We start from the raw sequence: 15,442 nt of genomic DNA on the forward strand, positions 1-15,442 counted from the left end.
GCGGGGGGGGGGGGGGGGGGGGGGGGGGGGGGGGGTGCCGGCAGGGAGTATGATATACGACAATTGTCTTGATCGAAATACTCCGTTGCCGACATGAGTTTTTTTGAGTGTATTGTGAGGGGTTGTTTCTCAATGAGAAACGAACGGCGGACAGGGGGTGCGGGTTTTCTCCCGTGTCCCTTCCGGTCCGCTACATAAAAATTTTATTTGAAAAAGATAAAAAAATATGGGATAATAATCCATTGAAAAAAAGGAGGAGGAATCCGGTGAAGAAAGGGCTTGTATTCTGCATTCCGATGGTTATTATTTACGGCGTTTGCGTGTTCGCTAACGCAGGAGACGTCAATGGGAACGGAACGGTCGATATCGTCGACGCCCTGTTGACGGCCCAATATTACGTGGGGCTTTCTCCCCAGGGCTTCGATGCGGATGCGGCGGATGTCAATTGCGACAATACGATCAATATCGTCGACGCCCTCCAGATTGCCCAATACTACGTGGGACTTCGCCCGGAAATCGGCACATGCATGACACCGGAGGCCACCCCGCTCCAGCCGGATGAAGAGGATCTCTATGCGAAGCAGTGGAACCTCTCGGGCGACCTCGGGGTTCACGATCCGGTGATCATAAAACAGGGCGAAAGGTGGTATATCTTCCATACCGCGACCGGGATCGGGATGAAAATCTCCGACGACGGGCTATACTGGAGAAACGCGGGGAGGGTCTTCTCCGTCAACCCTTCATGGCACAAGGAAATGGTCCCGGACACCGACGGCAACATCTGGGCCCCGGACATCTTTTATTTCGGGGGCACCTACTACCTCTATTATTCCGTATCTTCGTTCGGAAGCAACCATTCGCTGATCGGTCTTGCGTCGAACACGACACTCGATTCGGGCGACTCCTCATACCGGTGGGTCGATGAGGGGGTGGTGGTCCAGTCGAAAGCCGAGTACGATTACAACTGCATCGACCCGAATATCGCCCTCGATGAAAACGGCGAACCGTGGATGAGTTTCGGATCGTTCTGGAGCGGGATAAAGCTTCTGAAACTCGACCCCGGCACCATGAAGCCCGTCATCGGCGGCCGGCTTAATTCGATTGCCTATAACGAGACGATCGAGGCGCCCTTTATCGTCCGCCGCGGCGGTTATTTTTATCTTTTTATTTCCCACGGGTACTGCTGCAGGGGCATCGACAGTACATACAACATCCGGGTCGGCAGGAGCCAAAGCATTACCGGTACGTACACGGACAGAAACGGGACCTCCCTCATGAACGGAGGCGGTACCCTTATCGACGGCGGTGATTCACGCTGGATCGGACCCGGCCACAACGCCGTATATCTTTCCGGGGACTCCGCGATTTTAGTCAACCACGCCTACGACGCACAGGCAAACGGGACCGCGACCCTCCGGATTCGTCCCCTCTACTGGGATGCATCAGGTTGGCCGTACCTGTAAATATCCGGGAAGGGAGAAGAGAAACATCATTGCCAGCTACGATAAAGAAGCTGAACTTTACATAATCGGTATTGAAATTTATATAAATACTACCTGTAATTGATAACTTTACAGAAACATTACCGGTAGTATGAAATACCGGAGAACGGGGGGAAAACAAGGTAACAGGAAGAGTCCCTCCGGCTATACGGACAATGATTGCTATCAAGGAAAAGGAAACGTATGATGAATACAATGACAAAAGAAATTACAAATAAAAAAATCATAAATGAGGAGATACGAATTCTACTCGTCGATGATCACCCGGTACTCCGGCTTGGCCTGAAAAAAGTCCTTTACAAAAAGTACAAAAAAGTCATGATCGATGAGGCTGAGACGGCAAGGCAGGCTATGGAATATGCGGAATATACGGCGTACGACCTCGCCATTATCGATATATCACTCAAAGGGATGAGCGGAATCGCTCTCACAAAATACCTCAGGTTCAGCCACCCCCGGCTGCCAATCCTCATCATCTCGATGTTCGATGAGGAATTCTACGCTCAACGCGTTTTCGATGCCGGCGCGAGCGGCTATATTATGAAAAAAGAGCGTTCGGAGGAGTTTCTATCCGCCGTGGACAGGGTTATGTCGGGCCGTATTTATATCAACAAGGCAATCGCCGATAAAATGCTTCTAAAGATCTGCGGGCCCCTGAGCGGCAGAAAAAGCATCCCTGTCGAAAGCCTGAGCTGGCGTGAGTTTGAAGTTTTCCATCTCCTGGGTGAAGGCCTTGAAAATAATCAGATTGCCTATGAACTGAATATCAGCGTCTCGACGATTGAGACATATAAAAACGGCATGAAAACAAAGCTGAATTTCAAGGACACATCCGCGCTGAAAAAATACGCGATCCATTGGGTGGCGAAACAGCGGATATAGGCTGACTGACCAAAAACCCGTCTTAACGGAACTAATTATTCCCCATGGCTTGACAGAACGATGATTTAGGGTTATTCCTGAGAATGGGTGTGCTGTGCCAAATGGGGATGACGAGTAGCGGCGTAAACGGAGACAGTATTCTTTAAAATTTTAGGATAAAACAACCGAAAATAAACCAGGGTACGAATCATGAAAAAAGTTCCGATTTTAGCGATAATTATAACTGCGGTGTTTCTTTGCGGCACGTGTTCACAAAGAACACCTGTATTGTCCGAGGGGCCGGAAAAAGTGGAAAACCTGGGAACCCGGACCTACCTGGCAAAGGACTGGAAATATTCGGCGGGCGACAATCCCGATTATGCGTCGCCTGAATTCGATGATGCCGCCTGGAAATCGATTCAGTTTCCGGCGGTCAATTTTTACTACGATCTAGAAAAGTCGAATATCTACTGGTTCAGAAAAACCTTTTATGTTTCGGAATCACTCAAAGGCACCCCGCTGGGTTACGCCTGCCAGAAACTCCCAGAAGCGACGCGGCTTTACTTGAACGGCAGCCTTATCGCGACAAGCGGTTCCATGCCGCCGGAACATTACTTCGGGACCGGCGCGATCCCGAGAAGTTATATCCTTCCTGACGGACTCATTAATTACGGCGGGGAAAATATCATTGCAATGAAGGTGTATACCGAAAAGCAGTACGGCGATCTGAAACTTCCGTTCATTACCAATAACGCCGACAGGCTGGACGATTATTTTTACAACTACTCGATCAATGTTCTCATTCCCATGATCATTGTGTTTCTCGCGACACTCGTCGCTTTTTACTTCCTGCTCATGTTTCTCCGAAACAGGGAGGAGAAGTTCAATCTCTATATATTCCTCGCCTTTGTCTGTATCGCCGTGTATTCGACGAATTTCTTTTTCGAGGATTTTCCATTCGGGTACCTTATCGCCACAAAAATATGGTATTCCGGCCTGTTCCTCGCGCAGATGTTTTTTGCGTTCTATTTCCAGGATTTTTATAAAATACATTCCAATTGGATTCCCAAACTCATCGTTGCGGTGATAACACTCGGCTGCTGTACCTACCTCTGTATTAGTCCGACGGTGGATGTCGCATATTTTCGTATCAACCGTATTCTCTCGATCGCCTTTATCGCCGCCATCAATTTCTACATCCTCTTCCTCTCGATCTATGCGGTGGTCAAGGGGAACAAATACGCGAGGGTACTTCTGGCGGGAGTGAGTGTGGTCATTATCACCGCGACCCATGATATCATCTACGTCAACCTTCTCATGGAGGCCCCGATGTGGCTGACCAATACCGGCATCGTCCTCTATATCCTCTCGATGTTCCTCACCTCCGCCAACAGGTTCGTCGATACCAAAAAGGAAGTGGACAAACTCAATATCGAGTTGACGCAGCAGAAAGACGCATTTTTCAGATTCGTTCCCACCCAGTTTCTCTCGCTCCTGGGAAAACAGTCAGCGGTCGATATTTCTTTAGGCGACAGCCTCGAACGGAGCATGTCCGTCCTCTTTTCCGATATCAAGGAGTTCACGTCACTTTCCGAAGTATTATCACCGGAGGAAAATTTTCAACTGTTGAACAGCTATCTCCTCCGCATGGAATCCCCCATCACCGATAATCTAGGGTTTGTCGATAAATATGTGGGCGATGCGATCATGGCCCTCTTCTCCGAGAGTTCGGCGGAAGCTGCGGACGAGAGATCGATGAGTTCCGGTGACCGGGCGGTGGCCGCCGCCATCGGGATGAGACGCCAGCTCGATGAATACAACAAATACAAAGCGATGGAAAACGAAAAACCCCTCAATATGGGAATCGGTATCAATACCGGCCCGCTCATGCTGGGAACGGTCGGAAGCCAGCGGAGACTCGATACCACGGTGATAGGCGATTCGGTCAATCTCGCCTCGCGACTCGAAAGGCTGACCCGGTTGTATTTCTGCTCGATTATTATTTCGGAGCAGACCTATAACAACCTGACGGAACCGGGAAGCATACTTATTCGCGAAATCGATTATGTGAAAGTGAAAGGCAAGAACCAGGCGTGTAAAATCTATGAAGTCTATGAAGCGGACGACGATAAGATAAAGGAAAACAAACTACGGACAAAAGATATAATCCTGGCAGGAATCGAACGATACAGGGCAAAACGATTCAGGGAAGCGCTTACCTATTTCAAGGAGGCAAAAGAGCTTTATGCGCGGGACTATATCCCCCTGCTTTATATAAAACGCTGCATCACGTTTATCAAGACGCCGCCCCCGCCCGACTGGGACAGCGCATTTAAAATACACGAATAACCGCGCCGCCGTTTCCGTCAATCCGAGCGGTCATTCGTCAGTAACCTCAGCAGTCGAGCGAATCCAAAAGCCCCACGTAATATTGCGCGATCCTGAGTGCGTCGACGATGTTGATGGTATCATCACAATTGACGTCCGCGGCATCCGGATTGAATCCCGACGGCGCAAGACCGACGTAGTACTGCGCAGTCATGAGGGCATCCACAATGTTAATCGTCCCGTCGCCATTGACATCGCCCATTGTACCGGACGGGGGCGAGGTGACCGCCTGTGTCGGGGGCGATGTTATATCCGGTGTCGGTGTCGGTGTTTCAGCGGGGGGTTGGGTGGGGGGCGATGTTTCGCCCGGTACCGGCGTCGGTTCGGTCGCGACCGCTCCGGCCGCGTTGAAGTGACTCCAGTCCCAGTTCCCCTTGTAATACACATAATATTTCCCGTCAATTTTGGGCGGTAAATTTTCGGCAGCGGCGTAGCCGTCGGTATAATCGACACCGTTCACGAAGAGGGCTTCCATATTGTTCGAATTGATGTATTCCGGGGTCGAACTGAATGTCCAGCAGTAGATACCCGATCCGTCGAAGGTAAACGGAAGGCTTTGCGCTGATGAAGACTTCCCCGCACACGGGTCGTTTTCGGAAGGAAGCGGATCCATATCCGGTGTGGGACCGGGTTGCGGACCGGAGCCCCCGCCCGATATCGTCGCCGAAAACGAGTTGGATTTCAGTCCCACGCCGCCTTTCATCAGTTCGAATCCCGCCTCGATATCGTGAAAGTAATCCGAACTCGATATCCAGCCGCGTGACATCGAGTCGGCGATGAACCCCATCAGGTCCAGATCCGCCGATGTCCGGGCGATCCGGTAGTAACAGATATAGGTCCATGTATTGACACCGTCGCTCATTGAACCGTGCCAGACTTCATACGGCCCGTAATCGCCGACTTTAGAACCGGCGGGGACGATGCCGCCTTTCGCGTCAAGCCAGATCATGAGTTCGGCGCCGCCGTCGTAGCCCTCGCTGCAGTCGAGATTCGGACTGAACCATATCTCGGCGGCGACATCGTAAACACCTTCAACGCCTTCGGTACTCACGCTCCAGTTCATGGTCGCCCGTGAAAGGCTTCCGACGCGTATCGACGTCCATCCGCTCGTGCACATATCCCAGTGGCACCCCTTGAAAATGGAAGGGTAGGAGGCGACATTACCCTGATTGTGTTCGGATACGGTAACCGTAAATCCCGTTCCGCTGGTACTGATACACTGACGCGCGTCCGAGCCCCAGCAATTGTTCTGGATGATGTATTCCCCCGCGTCGACCGTGCCGTACTTTTCACAGATCTCCGCGGCAAATCCCGCCTGAACGGCAATAACGAATATGGCAATAAAAAATAAAACGGACTTTATTTTCATTTTTATTCTCTCCTTTTTATTGTTTTTTTATTCGCTGACATTTTCACTATTTATCGTGAAAGAATGATATCATACGGAATGTGCTCAGTCAAGAAATAATTACCTCCCTGAAATACCAGTGGCTGCGAAGGTCACTGGGATAAAACAGCTACCAGCCGCATATGTTTTTGCACCATTCGGCGACCTCCGCGGATGTCGCCAGTGACAACTTATACGACTGCTTGGCCGCGAACTCCCTCGCACCCGGCAGATACTTCGAGGTCGTGACAAACAGCCCCCTGTTTGCCTTTTCATGCTCCACAATGCCGTAGAGCGCCGCCACCGCCTCGAGACGGATGGGGATTTCCGGTTTATATTTTTTTGCCTGCACCAGAGTGATCATCCGGCCGATCGAATCCTTTTGGATCAAACGCAGATCGATTCCCCCGTCGCCCCATCCCGGCCCGAGTTCCGTCACGTACCCCTGGTTCCTGAAGATCGCGGCCAATAATTCCTCGAATTTTCTCCACTCAAGCCGATAAAGTTCGTCCGGGTGGTTTGAAAAATATTCGATCATCTCCCGGCTGATTTGTTCGAAATCATTGACGAGCAGCCCGCATTTTTCATCAAAATCTTCCTGTTCATAGAGTCGCTTCTTTTTTGCCTCCTCCGAAACAACAACCTGCGGCGGTTCTCCGGCCAGCGCGTCCCGTCCGCAAAAGGGACATGAAGGCCACGGATATTCATAACTCGATTCCCCGCCGAAACGCTCCAGCTCTTCTTCATGATAATCGCAGCGGGGATTCGTGCAATGATGGGTAAAATTGTCGTAAAAATACCGGGAATCGCCCCCGCTTTCCCAGTAACGGCAGGTGACCGTATTTTTGCCGCACAGGGGGCATTTGATATGAGAGACAATATTTTCACGATCATCCGTCATGGATGCCGCCTCCTTTGTTTTCGTCAGCCCGTTTTTTCAAGAATCCGTGTTTTCCGAAATCATGAGAGGTACGACAATTGTCGTTTCATCCCCCGCCCCGCACCGGCCAGAAGGACAATCGGCTGTCTTTGCCGAATTCGGCGGTGACGCCCGCTTCCAGTGAAATGAACCAGTAAGATTGCCTGCCGCGCGATGTCGAATAGACGGTCTGCGTCCAGTAAAAGTTCCCGACATTTTCAAATCCCGCTTCGAGACCTTCGAGCCATTGGCTGCAATCGGTCTTTCCGTAATGTACCAGCGTCTGCATTTCCCTAATTCCGGGAATCCGCCAGTCGGTATACCCGCAGTTGCCTTCGACCGTTCCGTCGTTGAGGCCCTCGAGAAAGAGGCGGGAATCGGCAAAGGTATTCATCCCCGTGATACCGGCGTCCTTCATCCAGACGAGCCCGGTCATATTGTCCGTCATGGTTCCGTCCAGATTGTCGCGGAAACGGGGAACCGGCCAGGCGATTCCCTGCGGGACGCCTCCGTCTTCCGAATCCTCAAACCGGTAGCCGGCTAACTCATGCGCCCCCGTCTTCCTGACGATACCCCGAGACCTGACCGGCCAGATAAACACGTTCGCGGTCTTCCCCGGACAATTCGGCGCGTGGCTGTGAACGAACCAGGCGTTCCACGCGTCGCCGGTATCGACCGCATAGGTGGTCGACGACCAGTATATCCCCCGGATGCCTTCGAATCCGGCCTCCTCGAGCCATTCCCATGCGTTTTCGACATCATAATCGACGAGGCTGTTCAATTCGTTGATGTTCGGGAGCCGCCAGCCGGTAGTTCCGAAAGCGGCTTTCGCATTCAATTCACCAATACGATCGAACGCTTGGTTCCACGACATTTTATCCGCCACGGAGGAAGGATTCCGCACCCAGACGAGGCCGGTATTCAGGTCGGTGACCGTTCCGTCGCCGTTGTTCAGGAAGCGGCCGGAAGATCCGCCTGAAGCCGCCCCTTTTCCGGTATTGACCGGCAGCGCCCTGTATATGCTGACGTCACAGGACCTGCCTCCCTCATCGGGATAAACGATCTCGATCTTCCGCTTGTTCTCGCCGTACTCGAGACCGCTTACGGTAAACGGGGCGCCGGAAGCGGCCTCACTGCCGTCGACCTTCACCGCCCCCTCACCGTAAATTTCAATCGCTTCGATAGTAAGCCCGGAAACGTCCTTTTCGAGCGGTGCGATCAAATAAGAGGTGCCGCCTGAATCCGGCACCGGCTGACATTGGGCATGTGTGTTCGACAGGACGATCCTTTTGATACCGAACCGCGCGGCCGTATTACAGTTCATCAAGGCAAACGGTAACACGAAAAATACGAGAAAAAAGCGGAAATACCTTTCCAGGCGGTAATTATTTCTTCGATGCATCCGTCACTCCTTGTCAATGCAGGATTTCTCTCTGCGATCCTGTTTTGTCATAATAGATAAGGTCGTCGCGGTTGTCAAACCTTTGCGCGGGAAACGGCTGTTTTCGGAGAATTATTTTTAATGGAAAAGTAGCCAATGAAATAAAAAAAATCCCGTCCGTTCCACGGCGGAACGGACGGGGTATGCGGAGGTTGCCGTATTCTGCTTTTTGATATTCATATTTTCGTATGCGGCAGACGGTCAGGGACGATAGACGGCAATGGCGGTGATGAGATACCGTTCTTCGTGGATAATCGTCGAGGTCTCTGTAAGCGGATCATGGCGCTTTATAGCCCCATGCCAATCGGAAGGAAGGCTGTCTTCATCGTCATCGGAAAGGTAAAAAAGATGATCGACCTCATCATACGACATATCCTTTATCGCAAGCCAGTGAATATCATTTTGACGGACGAACCCGGCGTCTTCACCGTTATAATTTACCGCTTCAAGATAAGCGCCATCCATATAATATAATATTTCATTCGCGCGGCTGCATGCGAGAAACTTCAACAGGACGATGTCATCCTGCAGTATCTTTGCGGGTATATTCCCGGGAAAATCGAGTCTCGAAATAATGGGATCGATAAGGCCGTCCTGCCGATACGTTGTCATAAAGAGAGTCCCGTCTTCACCGTAATCCGGATCGAAAACAAGATCATTGAAAGGCGACTGCAGTTCGGCACTTATCAGGTTCAGCGGGGAAAGAGTACTTCCCGGTTTCAGTCCGGACTCATATATATCGTCCTTATCCGAACCGGAAAGACCGATAAGAAGCCGTTTCCTGTTCGGGTCGATCGCGAAGCTGGTGATGTCGTCCCCGCCGCAATCGACGACAAGTTCATTCCTCAAACCCGTATAACGGTAAACCTTTGACCCGCAAGACCAGTAGATCGCGTCCGAACCCTCATCTGCGTACAGCTCGTCGGTATCGAGTAATTCCTCAGCTGTATACACGCGTTCGGGTTCAGCCAAATCCTGGCCGGCCTCGGGAATCGGGGCTTTCCACAACTGCCCGTTCGAGACAAAGAAAATAACCGGTTGCGAAGGCAAAAAGCGTTCTCCCGGTTTTTTTACCCCGGCAAGCGTATAGACATCGAAGTCACCGCAGCTTGTCATGACGACCGGAATCAGGCCGCCGGCCAAAAGGATTATACATATAACAGATATATAATGACGTTTCATCAAATCTCCTTAAAAACTGATTTCAATGCCGGCTCCGGCGGCCAGGCCCGTATAAGGCGCCCCGGTATAAAAACCGTGCAGGTAATCGAGCCGGACAAAAAGACCGATCGTTTCCGTCAGGGTGTAACCCCCGTAGAGTCCGCCCGAAAAGGCGGCGACGGGCGTCAACGATGTTTCCCCCTCATCCGCATCACTGAAGAGGGCGATGGAAAGCAGGACGCCCGGATTCACCTCACACCCGGCGTAAAACCGGCCGAAGTGAAGGTGGTACTGCACGACCCCGAATGCGGGAAAAGCGAGCAAGGTATATTCATAGACGACCTCGCTTTCGGGATCGTCCTTTGAGCGGGTCGGTTCGACGACCGCACCGGTCAAAAACCCCAATCCCAGATAGCCGGGACCGAGTTTCATGTTCCAGCTGCAATGCAAAAGCCCGGTATACCCCAGGGTGAAGACCCTCCCCACATCGCCGACAGGGATACAGAGGCCGCCCCCGGCCGTAATATTCAGATAAGAGGCTTTCCGGCCGGTTTCATTAAAGCCCAAATTGAAGAGTTTTTCCACCGCCCGCCGTGTCAGAACATCGATTGCTGAAAAATCCGAGGTTTTTTCAATCGCCGTGTTTTCGATTGTACTCGTTTCCACATTCACCACCCTCATTGACAGATGATATTGTTCTCCTGTCTTTATAAGGGAAGTAATCAGGATAAAACCTGCCCCCGTCACCTTTCCGAGTTTCGAGGCGGTATTCTCATCGACGATATCCGAAGCCGACAACTCCATCTCTTCCAGGGCTCTGTCCAGCGCCGCCCGCTCCACGAGGATATACGTCCGGCTCCGGTTCATCCGGTCGACGATATATTCGTAAACGAGTGAAGTTTCGGTCGCATCGACCCCCTCACCGACGACCTCGAGTACGGCGATTGTCCTATCACGCTCCTGCGCCTGAAGCGGCAGAATGGCAAAGGAACACACCGCGATCAGTATCATTTTTTTCATGTACGGCTCCCCATGACGAATAGTAAAATCTTGATAAAATGAAGGAATTAACCTGCACAATATTTGCATTTGACTAAAGCTATGTCTTTATTTACGCTAAATATACAATGAAAACCGGTAAAAGTAAACAATAAAATCAAAAAAATCCCGTCCGTTCCACGGCGGAACGGACGGGGTATCATTTTTCCCGTTTCAGGGCCTTGTGTAGGGATGAAAGATATACGAATCATTACAGGGGCACGAATGTCCGGGTATATTTTCAAGCGAAAGGGTATAATCGAAGTAGTAGGCGGGGTCCGTAAACTGCTCGCCCCCCTGAAGCCCGCCCCCGTCGTTCCAGTCATCCCAGCCCCACGGGGGGTGCGGGGAATTTGGGGTGAGTTTGCAGCCGCAGGATGCGACGTTGTCTCCCAGAAACGTATCCGTCGAATAATAGAGTTTTCCCGGATCATAGAGGACGCCGCCGGGCCTTCTTTCCCATAGTTCATCGATATGAACAAGGTCGTAGGTGCAGGCATTCGCATACGTTCTGTGGGCGGTGACGCCGAGGGGATGCTGCGCGTTACCCGAATAACGGTACACGACACCGTCGTTTCCGGGGAAGTCCCGCCCGTACCATTCCGCATAGCCCTTTATCCCGTGGCCCCTGCATTCGATAAACACGGTCGGTTTGCCGCCAGTCAGTATTATCCCGCCGTCGATGTTCTCCCGTTCACCGACACCATAATTCGAATACTGGTAAAAATCGTAATGCGCGGCCGTTACCATTGCTTCGAGGTGTCCGTAAAAACTTCCGTTTTTGTAGACGGACATCCAGAGGCCTTCCATGTCGTTTTCGTGTTCGTCGAGATGCTCGAGGATGAGGGTCTCGTTCGTGTAATCCCTCGGATGGAAAATCGCATAGGTGATATAGTACCTGCTCGAACTTTCAACGACCGCGTAATAGACATACGCCTTCAATAAATAACAGGGTTCGTTCTCCCAGTTGTTCCTCGCGTACCAGTCGCCGTCGAAGTTGACGTTCGTGATGTAATCCGCCCTCCCCCCGTCAGCATGGCTGCAATTCCCTTCGGTATCGACATCCTGGAAAATGACCGGCGCGTAATATTCCGCCAACTGCCTGTATGTCGGTACCGTCGGTGTGCCGGGGATCTCGAACGGCATGATCTCCGACCAGTACCATGCCTCGACCGGACCGGCCTTGTATTTCACCTTCCAGTAATAGGTACGCCCGGCGGGAAACGCAGAAGGTGATTGATATCCGTTCGTCCCGAGATCCCTCCGGTCGACAAGCCAGGTGCTCGATCCCAGATCCCCGTCGTCCCCGACAAGCAGCCAGTATTGGGCGCCCGCTACCTCCGGCCATTCGAACAGCGGGGGGTTGCCCGTCACCCTGAACACTCCGTCCGGCGGTGTTATCTTGAAGTCCACCCACGGCGAAGGGGGACCGGCGCCTTTTTCGTTCTCTCCCCTCACCGTCCATCTCAGGGGCACTTTCTCGGGAAGGGGGCGGACGGGGGTATAGGGAGCACCCGCTTCCCCGATATGCATATCACGAAGCACGATCGCTTCGTCTTCGCGCTTAATGACATAGAGGGTATATGAAGAGGCCCGGGGCACGGAAACCCAGGTGAATAAAGGCGTATCCGTTGTAATGTCTCCCCTGACGCTGCAACGGGAGACATCCGGGGCCTTTGTCACGGGCGATATATCATTCAATAGACCACCGGAATCCGTAACGGGGGACTCGCAGCCCGATACGCACATGACGAAAACCACGACGAAGTAAAAACCACAGTTGATACCAGATTTGCAATACATACGTTTCTCCTTTAATAATGATATTTTTAACACTTTTACATAGTAAGGCGTTACCGGCGGTCGAATCCCTCAAAAAATAATTATGCCGGCCTTTTCAAACTATTTCATATCGTCGATGCGAGCCATTGGGCAGGCCGGTAGCTATCCGCTATAGGCAAACGGCGGATCTTGTGATATAACCATGAAAACGAGGTCAAAGAAAAGGAGTTATCCCATGAATAAGATAAAACTGGGGCCCCTCGCTCGGCTGTTTCCAATGCCCGCCGTGCTGGTCGGGGGAAAAAACGCCGGGGGCGGTATCAGTTTCGCCGCGATCGCGTGGGCGGGCATCGTCAATTCTGAACCGCCGATGCTCGGTGTGGGCATAAGAAAATCCCGTTATACCCACTCGCTGATCACGGAAACGGGTGAGTTTTCGGTGAATGTTCCGTCCGCACAACAGGCAGTTGAAACCGATTTCTGCGGAATCGTGTCGGGAAAAGAATACGACAAGGCCGGGGTGTGCGGATTCACCCTTTTTTACGGCAATCTCAGGTACGCACCGCTTATATCGGAATGTCCCATGAACATCGAATGCACCGTCCATAAAACGATAGAACTTCCCTCGCACGATCTGTTCATCGGCCGCATCTCTGAAATTCACCTTGATGAAAATCTCAAAGGGGAAGGGCCGGGCAATACGATCGACATCGAGCCCCTCGTCTTCATGGGTTCTCGCTATGCGACGACACACGGCGATTACGGAAAACCGTTTTCAATCGGAACGAAACTGAAAAAAGGCTGACATACTCATGCCGTCCCGGGAAGCGTGAGGAAAATCCGCGCACAATGCTCTACCATAACAGGTAAAAGACGATCGAAAAACCGGTAAACGCGATGATAACCCCGATAACCGAATAACCGAAGATCGACATTTTCTTTCTGTTCATATACGAAATCGCGCCGCTCACCAATACCGGCAGTGAAATAACGGCAGGGAAAATATAACGAAAATCATTGCTGCACGGTATGGGGGAAAGAAGGCGGTAGACGGCCGAAGCGAGAATAAAGAGAATGAGATTGAGCAGGATCGGAAGCCGTGCTTTCGCGTCGCGAAGGCGCGACGTCACGATTCCCGCGGCCATGATCAGCAGGATCACAAGAAGCAGAAAACTCATAATGGTCGCGCAATTCTTCAGGAAGCCGGTATTCGCCGAAAACTCGCCGAAAAGCGAGGTTTTAAAAAGATAGTTGAAAAAATATTGTCTTCCGCCGCGGTCGTCGGCCAGGTCGGTAAAGGGCTCGTTCAGGAATGTTTTCGCGTCGAAATAGAGGAAATTGTTCGCGTTTATACCGATGTAATCCCCCCAGCCCATCGTGTTCATCCGGTTCGCGAAGGTAACGACCTCATATCCGTTCAGCGCATCGACGACAGAAAAGATGAACAAACCCGTTACGGCTAAAAGCAGTATAATGATATACGGCAGGACGGTCAGGACGAACTTCCTTTTCGCTTTTGTCCGGAAAAACCTCACAAAAAGAAGCACGCCGAAACAGCCCAGAATCACGATACCGTTCGCTTTCGTAAAAAGTCCAAGGAGGGCAAAGAGGGTAAAGAAAGAGAGATCTGTTTTGTTTCCGTCATCGTACCATTTGCAGAGAAAGAAAAAGCCGAAGCCGTAACAACAATAAAGCAGGTTATCGTTTCCGATCCTTGCAGCGTGTAGTATCGATGAAGGCCAGAAATAAAGAAGCGCGATACAGAGAAAAAGAACCTTCCTGTCGGAAATATAGCGTTTAAGGACGAGTGTCCCGGCGACGAGAAAACCCATGTTGAAACAGAGAGACAGAAATTGCAGTACCCTGTTGATCGCACCATTATCAAAATCCGAAATCATCAGTATCTTTCTGAACACCGAGGCGATAACATAATAAAGGGGCGGATGGTAGGACTGTTCGAGTTCGTTTATCGCCGGTAAGGCCATGTTTTCTTCAATGAACTCGATATATTCAAAGTGTCCGGGTGCGTCATCCGTCCTCGTAAAAGGATCGGTATGGCTGAAATAAACGAGACGCAGCAGCAGGGCGGCCAGAAAGAGTGAAACGATGATGATCCGTTCCTTTGTCATAAATCCGCTCAATGACGAAAGCGCGTTTTTGAATCTGTTGCCGGACAGGTACATGCCTAACGTGCTCATGATATATATCCTCCTTCTTTATATCCCCACAAAGAGTATTCAGACCGATATCAGGTCCCCATCTTCCTTGAATGACTCACCGTATGATCCGTTTTTCCCCAGTGCCGCCCTGGTTTCCGTTTTTTCCGATTTACCGCGACAATAACGGCCGTGACGAGAACAAGCGCGATATAAAAGGAAAATGCCGCAAAAGACGCCGCCCTTGACCGCGAAAAGGACCGCTCGCCGGCCTTCTTCTCCGAAACCCTGTTTACCCCGTTCCAGTTCGGCGGCCTGATAATGAAAGTGGCGGCCTTTTCGAAAGGTTCGCTTCCGTCGGATATCTCGACAAACAGCCTTCTGTTGAGATGCCGGATCACCATACCCCCGTCGTTCCATACCCTGAAGGTAACATGGGTTTTATCGTCTTTATCGGCGAGTCCCCTCTCCACTCTCCACGTCGCGTCCTTTTTGTACAGCATCCATGCCGAATATTCATGAAGCCTCACCGTGTGGTGCCGGCGCCTTACATAGTAGCCGGGATCGGACGCGGATTGAATCGAAACGCATGACGCATCGGCGAAACCGGGCACGAAATTAAAGGTGGTATACTCTTTCGCCGCGTCGCTATCGGGTTCGAGGAGAACCAGCTCTTCATCGTCGACACCGATATACCATCCGGGCATATCGCAGGATTCAAATGAAACGGACATATTGTCCATTTTTGCAGACGATATGTCCGCCTTCCCGGATATATTATCCGCCTTCCCGGATATATTATCCGCC

General features: G+C 51.4%; 12 protein-coding genes. 4 read left to right on the plus strand and 8 right to left on the minus strand.

All coding sequences use genetic code 11. From position 1 onward, the window contains the following. Window positions 1-266: 266 nt before the first annotated feature. The 3 genes from JW881_00135 to JW881_00145 all read left to right on the plus strand — a co-directional run bounded on the left by JW881_00135 (window position 267) and on the right by JW881_00145 (window position 4,712). Window positions 267-1,463: a family 43 glycosylhydrolase gene (locus tag JW881_00135; protein ID MBN1695891.1), complete on the plus strand. Its 1,197-nt coding sequence runs from the start codon at window positions 267-269 to the stop codon at window positions 1,461-1,463. 222 nt (window positions 1,464-1,685) lie between these two features. Next, on the plus strand, window positions 1,686-2,384 hold the full coding sequence (locus JW881_00140) for a response regulator transcription factor (GenBank protein MBN1695892.1): 699 nt from the start codon (window positions 1,686-1,688) through the stop codon (window positions 2,382-2,384). Window positions 2,385-2,573: 189 nt separating this feature from the next. Next, window positions 2,574-4,712 carry an adenylate/guanylate cyclase domain-containing protein gene (locus JW881_00145; GenBank protein ID MBN1695893.1) on the plus strand — a complete coding sequence of 713 codons (2,139 nt, stop codon included), beginning with the start codon at window positions 2,574-2,576 and terminating at the stop codon, window positions 4,710-4,712. 46 nt (window positions 4,713-4,758) lie between these two features. On the opposite strand, the gene JW881_00150 is transcribed toward JW881_00145, so the two are convergent. The 6 genes from JW881_00150 to JW881_00175 all read right to left on the minus strand — a co-directional run bounded on the left by JW881_00150 (window position 4,759) and on the right by JW881_00175 (window position 12,500). Further along, a complete protein-coding gene (locus tag JW881_00150; GenBank protein ID MBN1695894.1) occupies window positions 4,759-6,120 on the minus strand; it encodes a hypothetical protein in 1,362 nt (453 codons plus the stop codon). A 148-nt stretch (window positions 6,121-6,268) separates the two neighbouring features. Next, complete coding sequence (locus JW881_00155) at window positions 6,269-7,039, minus strand: restriction endonuclease (GenBank protein ID MBN1695895.1); 771 nt, start codon at window positions 7,037-7,039, stop codon at window positions 6,269-6,271. Between the two features lie 85 nt (window positions 7,040-7,124). After that, window positions 7,125-8,459 carry a DUF1566 domain-containing protein gene (locus JW881_00160; GenBank protein ID MBN1695896.1) on the minus strand — a complete coding sequence of 445 codons (1,335 nt, stop codon included), beginning with the start codon at window positions 8,457-8,459 and terminating at the stop codon, window positions 7,125-7,127. Between the two features lie 240 nt (window positions 8,460-8,699). Further along, window positions 8,700-9,680 (minus strand): hypothetical protein, encoded by a 981-nt coding sequence (locus JW881_00165; protein MBN1695897.1) that lies wholly within the window; start codon window positions 9,678-9,680, stop codon window positions 8,700-8,702. A gap of 9 nt (window positions 9,681-9,689) precedes the next feature. Then, the gene (locus JW881_00170) at window positions 9,690-10,679 is read right to left on the minus strand and encodes a hypothetical protein (protein ID MBN1695898.1); all 990 of its coding nucleotides are present in this window, start codon (window positions 10,677-10,679) and stop codon (window positions 9,690-9,692) included. A gap of 192 nt (window positions 10,680-10,871) precedes the next feature. Then, entirely contained in the window at window positions 10,872-12,500 is a 1,629-nt protein-coding gene (locus JW881_00175; protein ID MBN1695899.1) for a hypothetical protein, read from the minus strand. Window positions 12,501-12,714: 214 nt separating this feature from the next. Between JW881_00175 and JW881_00180 the strand changes: the two genes are divergently transcribed. Beyond that, window positions 12,715-13,284, plus strand: a complete 570-nt coding sequence (locus tag JW881_00180; protein MBN1695900.1) for a flavin reductase family protein — start codon at window positions 12,715-12,717, stop codon at window positions 13,282-13,284. 49 nt (window positions 13,285-13,333) lie between these two features. Here the strand turns inward: JW881_00180 and JW881_00185 are convergent, their stop codons facing one another. Together JW881_00185 and JW881_00190 are read right to left on the minus strand one after the other, a co-directional pair. Then, entirely contained in the window at window positions 13,334-14,677 is a 1,344-nt protein-coding gene (locus tag JW881_00185; protein ID MBN1695901.1) for a hypothetical protein, read from the minus strand. A gap of 50 nt (window positions 14,678-14,727) precedes the next feature. Next, on the minus strand, window positions 14,728-15,442 hold a 715-nt coding region (locus JW881_00190; protein MBN1695902.1), incomplete at its 5' end, for an AbfB domain-containing protein.

Source organism: Spirochaetales bacterium (assembly GCA_016930085.1).
Taxonomy (GTDB): domain Bacteria; phylum Spirochaetota; class Spirochaetia; order SZUA-6; family JAFGRV01; genus JAFGHO01.

What these genes read in the sequence shown, in the direction of transcription:
- JW881_00140 (MBN1695892.1), top strand. Translation starts at nt 1,686, where the DNA reads ATGATGAATACAATGACAAAAGAAATTACAAATAAAAAAATCATAAAT.
- JW881_00145 (MBN1695893.1), top strand. Translation starts at nt 2,574, where the DNA reads ATGAAAAAAGTTCCGATTTTAGCGATAATTATAACTGCGGTGTTTCTT.
- JW881_00150 (MBN1695894.1), bottom strand. Translation starts at nt 6,120, where the DNA reads ATGAAAATAAAGTCCGTTTTATTTTTTATTGCCATATTCGTTATTGCC.
- JW881_00155 (MBN1695895.1), bottom strand. Translation starts at nt 7,039, where the DNA reads ATGACGGATGATCGTGAAAATATTGTCTCTCATATCAAATGCCCCCTG.
- JW881_00160 (MBN1695896.1), bottom strand. Translation starts at nt 8,459, where the DNA reads ATGCATCGAAGAAATAATTACCGCCTGGAAAGGTATTTCCGCTTTTTT.
- JW881_00165 (MBN1695897.1), bottom strand. Translation starts at nt 9,680, where the DNA reads ATGAAACGTCATTATATATCTGTTATATGTATAATCCTTTTGGCCGGC.
- JW881_00170 (MBN1695898.1), bottom strand. Translation starts at nt 10,679, where the DNA reads ATGAAAAAAATGATACTGATCGCGGTGTGTTCCTTTGCCATTCTGCCG.
- JW881_00175 (MBN1695899.1), bottom strand. Translation starts at nt 12,500, where the DNA reads ATGTATTGCAAATCTGGTATCAACTGTGGTTTTTACTTCGTCGTGGTT.
- JW881_00180 (MBN1695900.1), top strand. Translation starts at nt 12,715, where the DNA reads ATGAATAAGATAAAACTGGGGCCCCTCGCTCGGCTGTTTCCAATGCCC.
- JW881_00185 (MBN1695901.1), bottom strand. Translation starts at nt 14,677, where the DNA reads ATGAGCACGTTAGGCATGTACCTGTCCGGCAACAGATTCAAAAACGCG.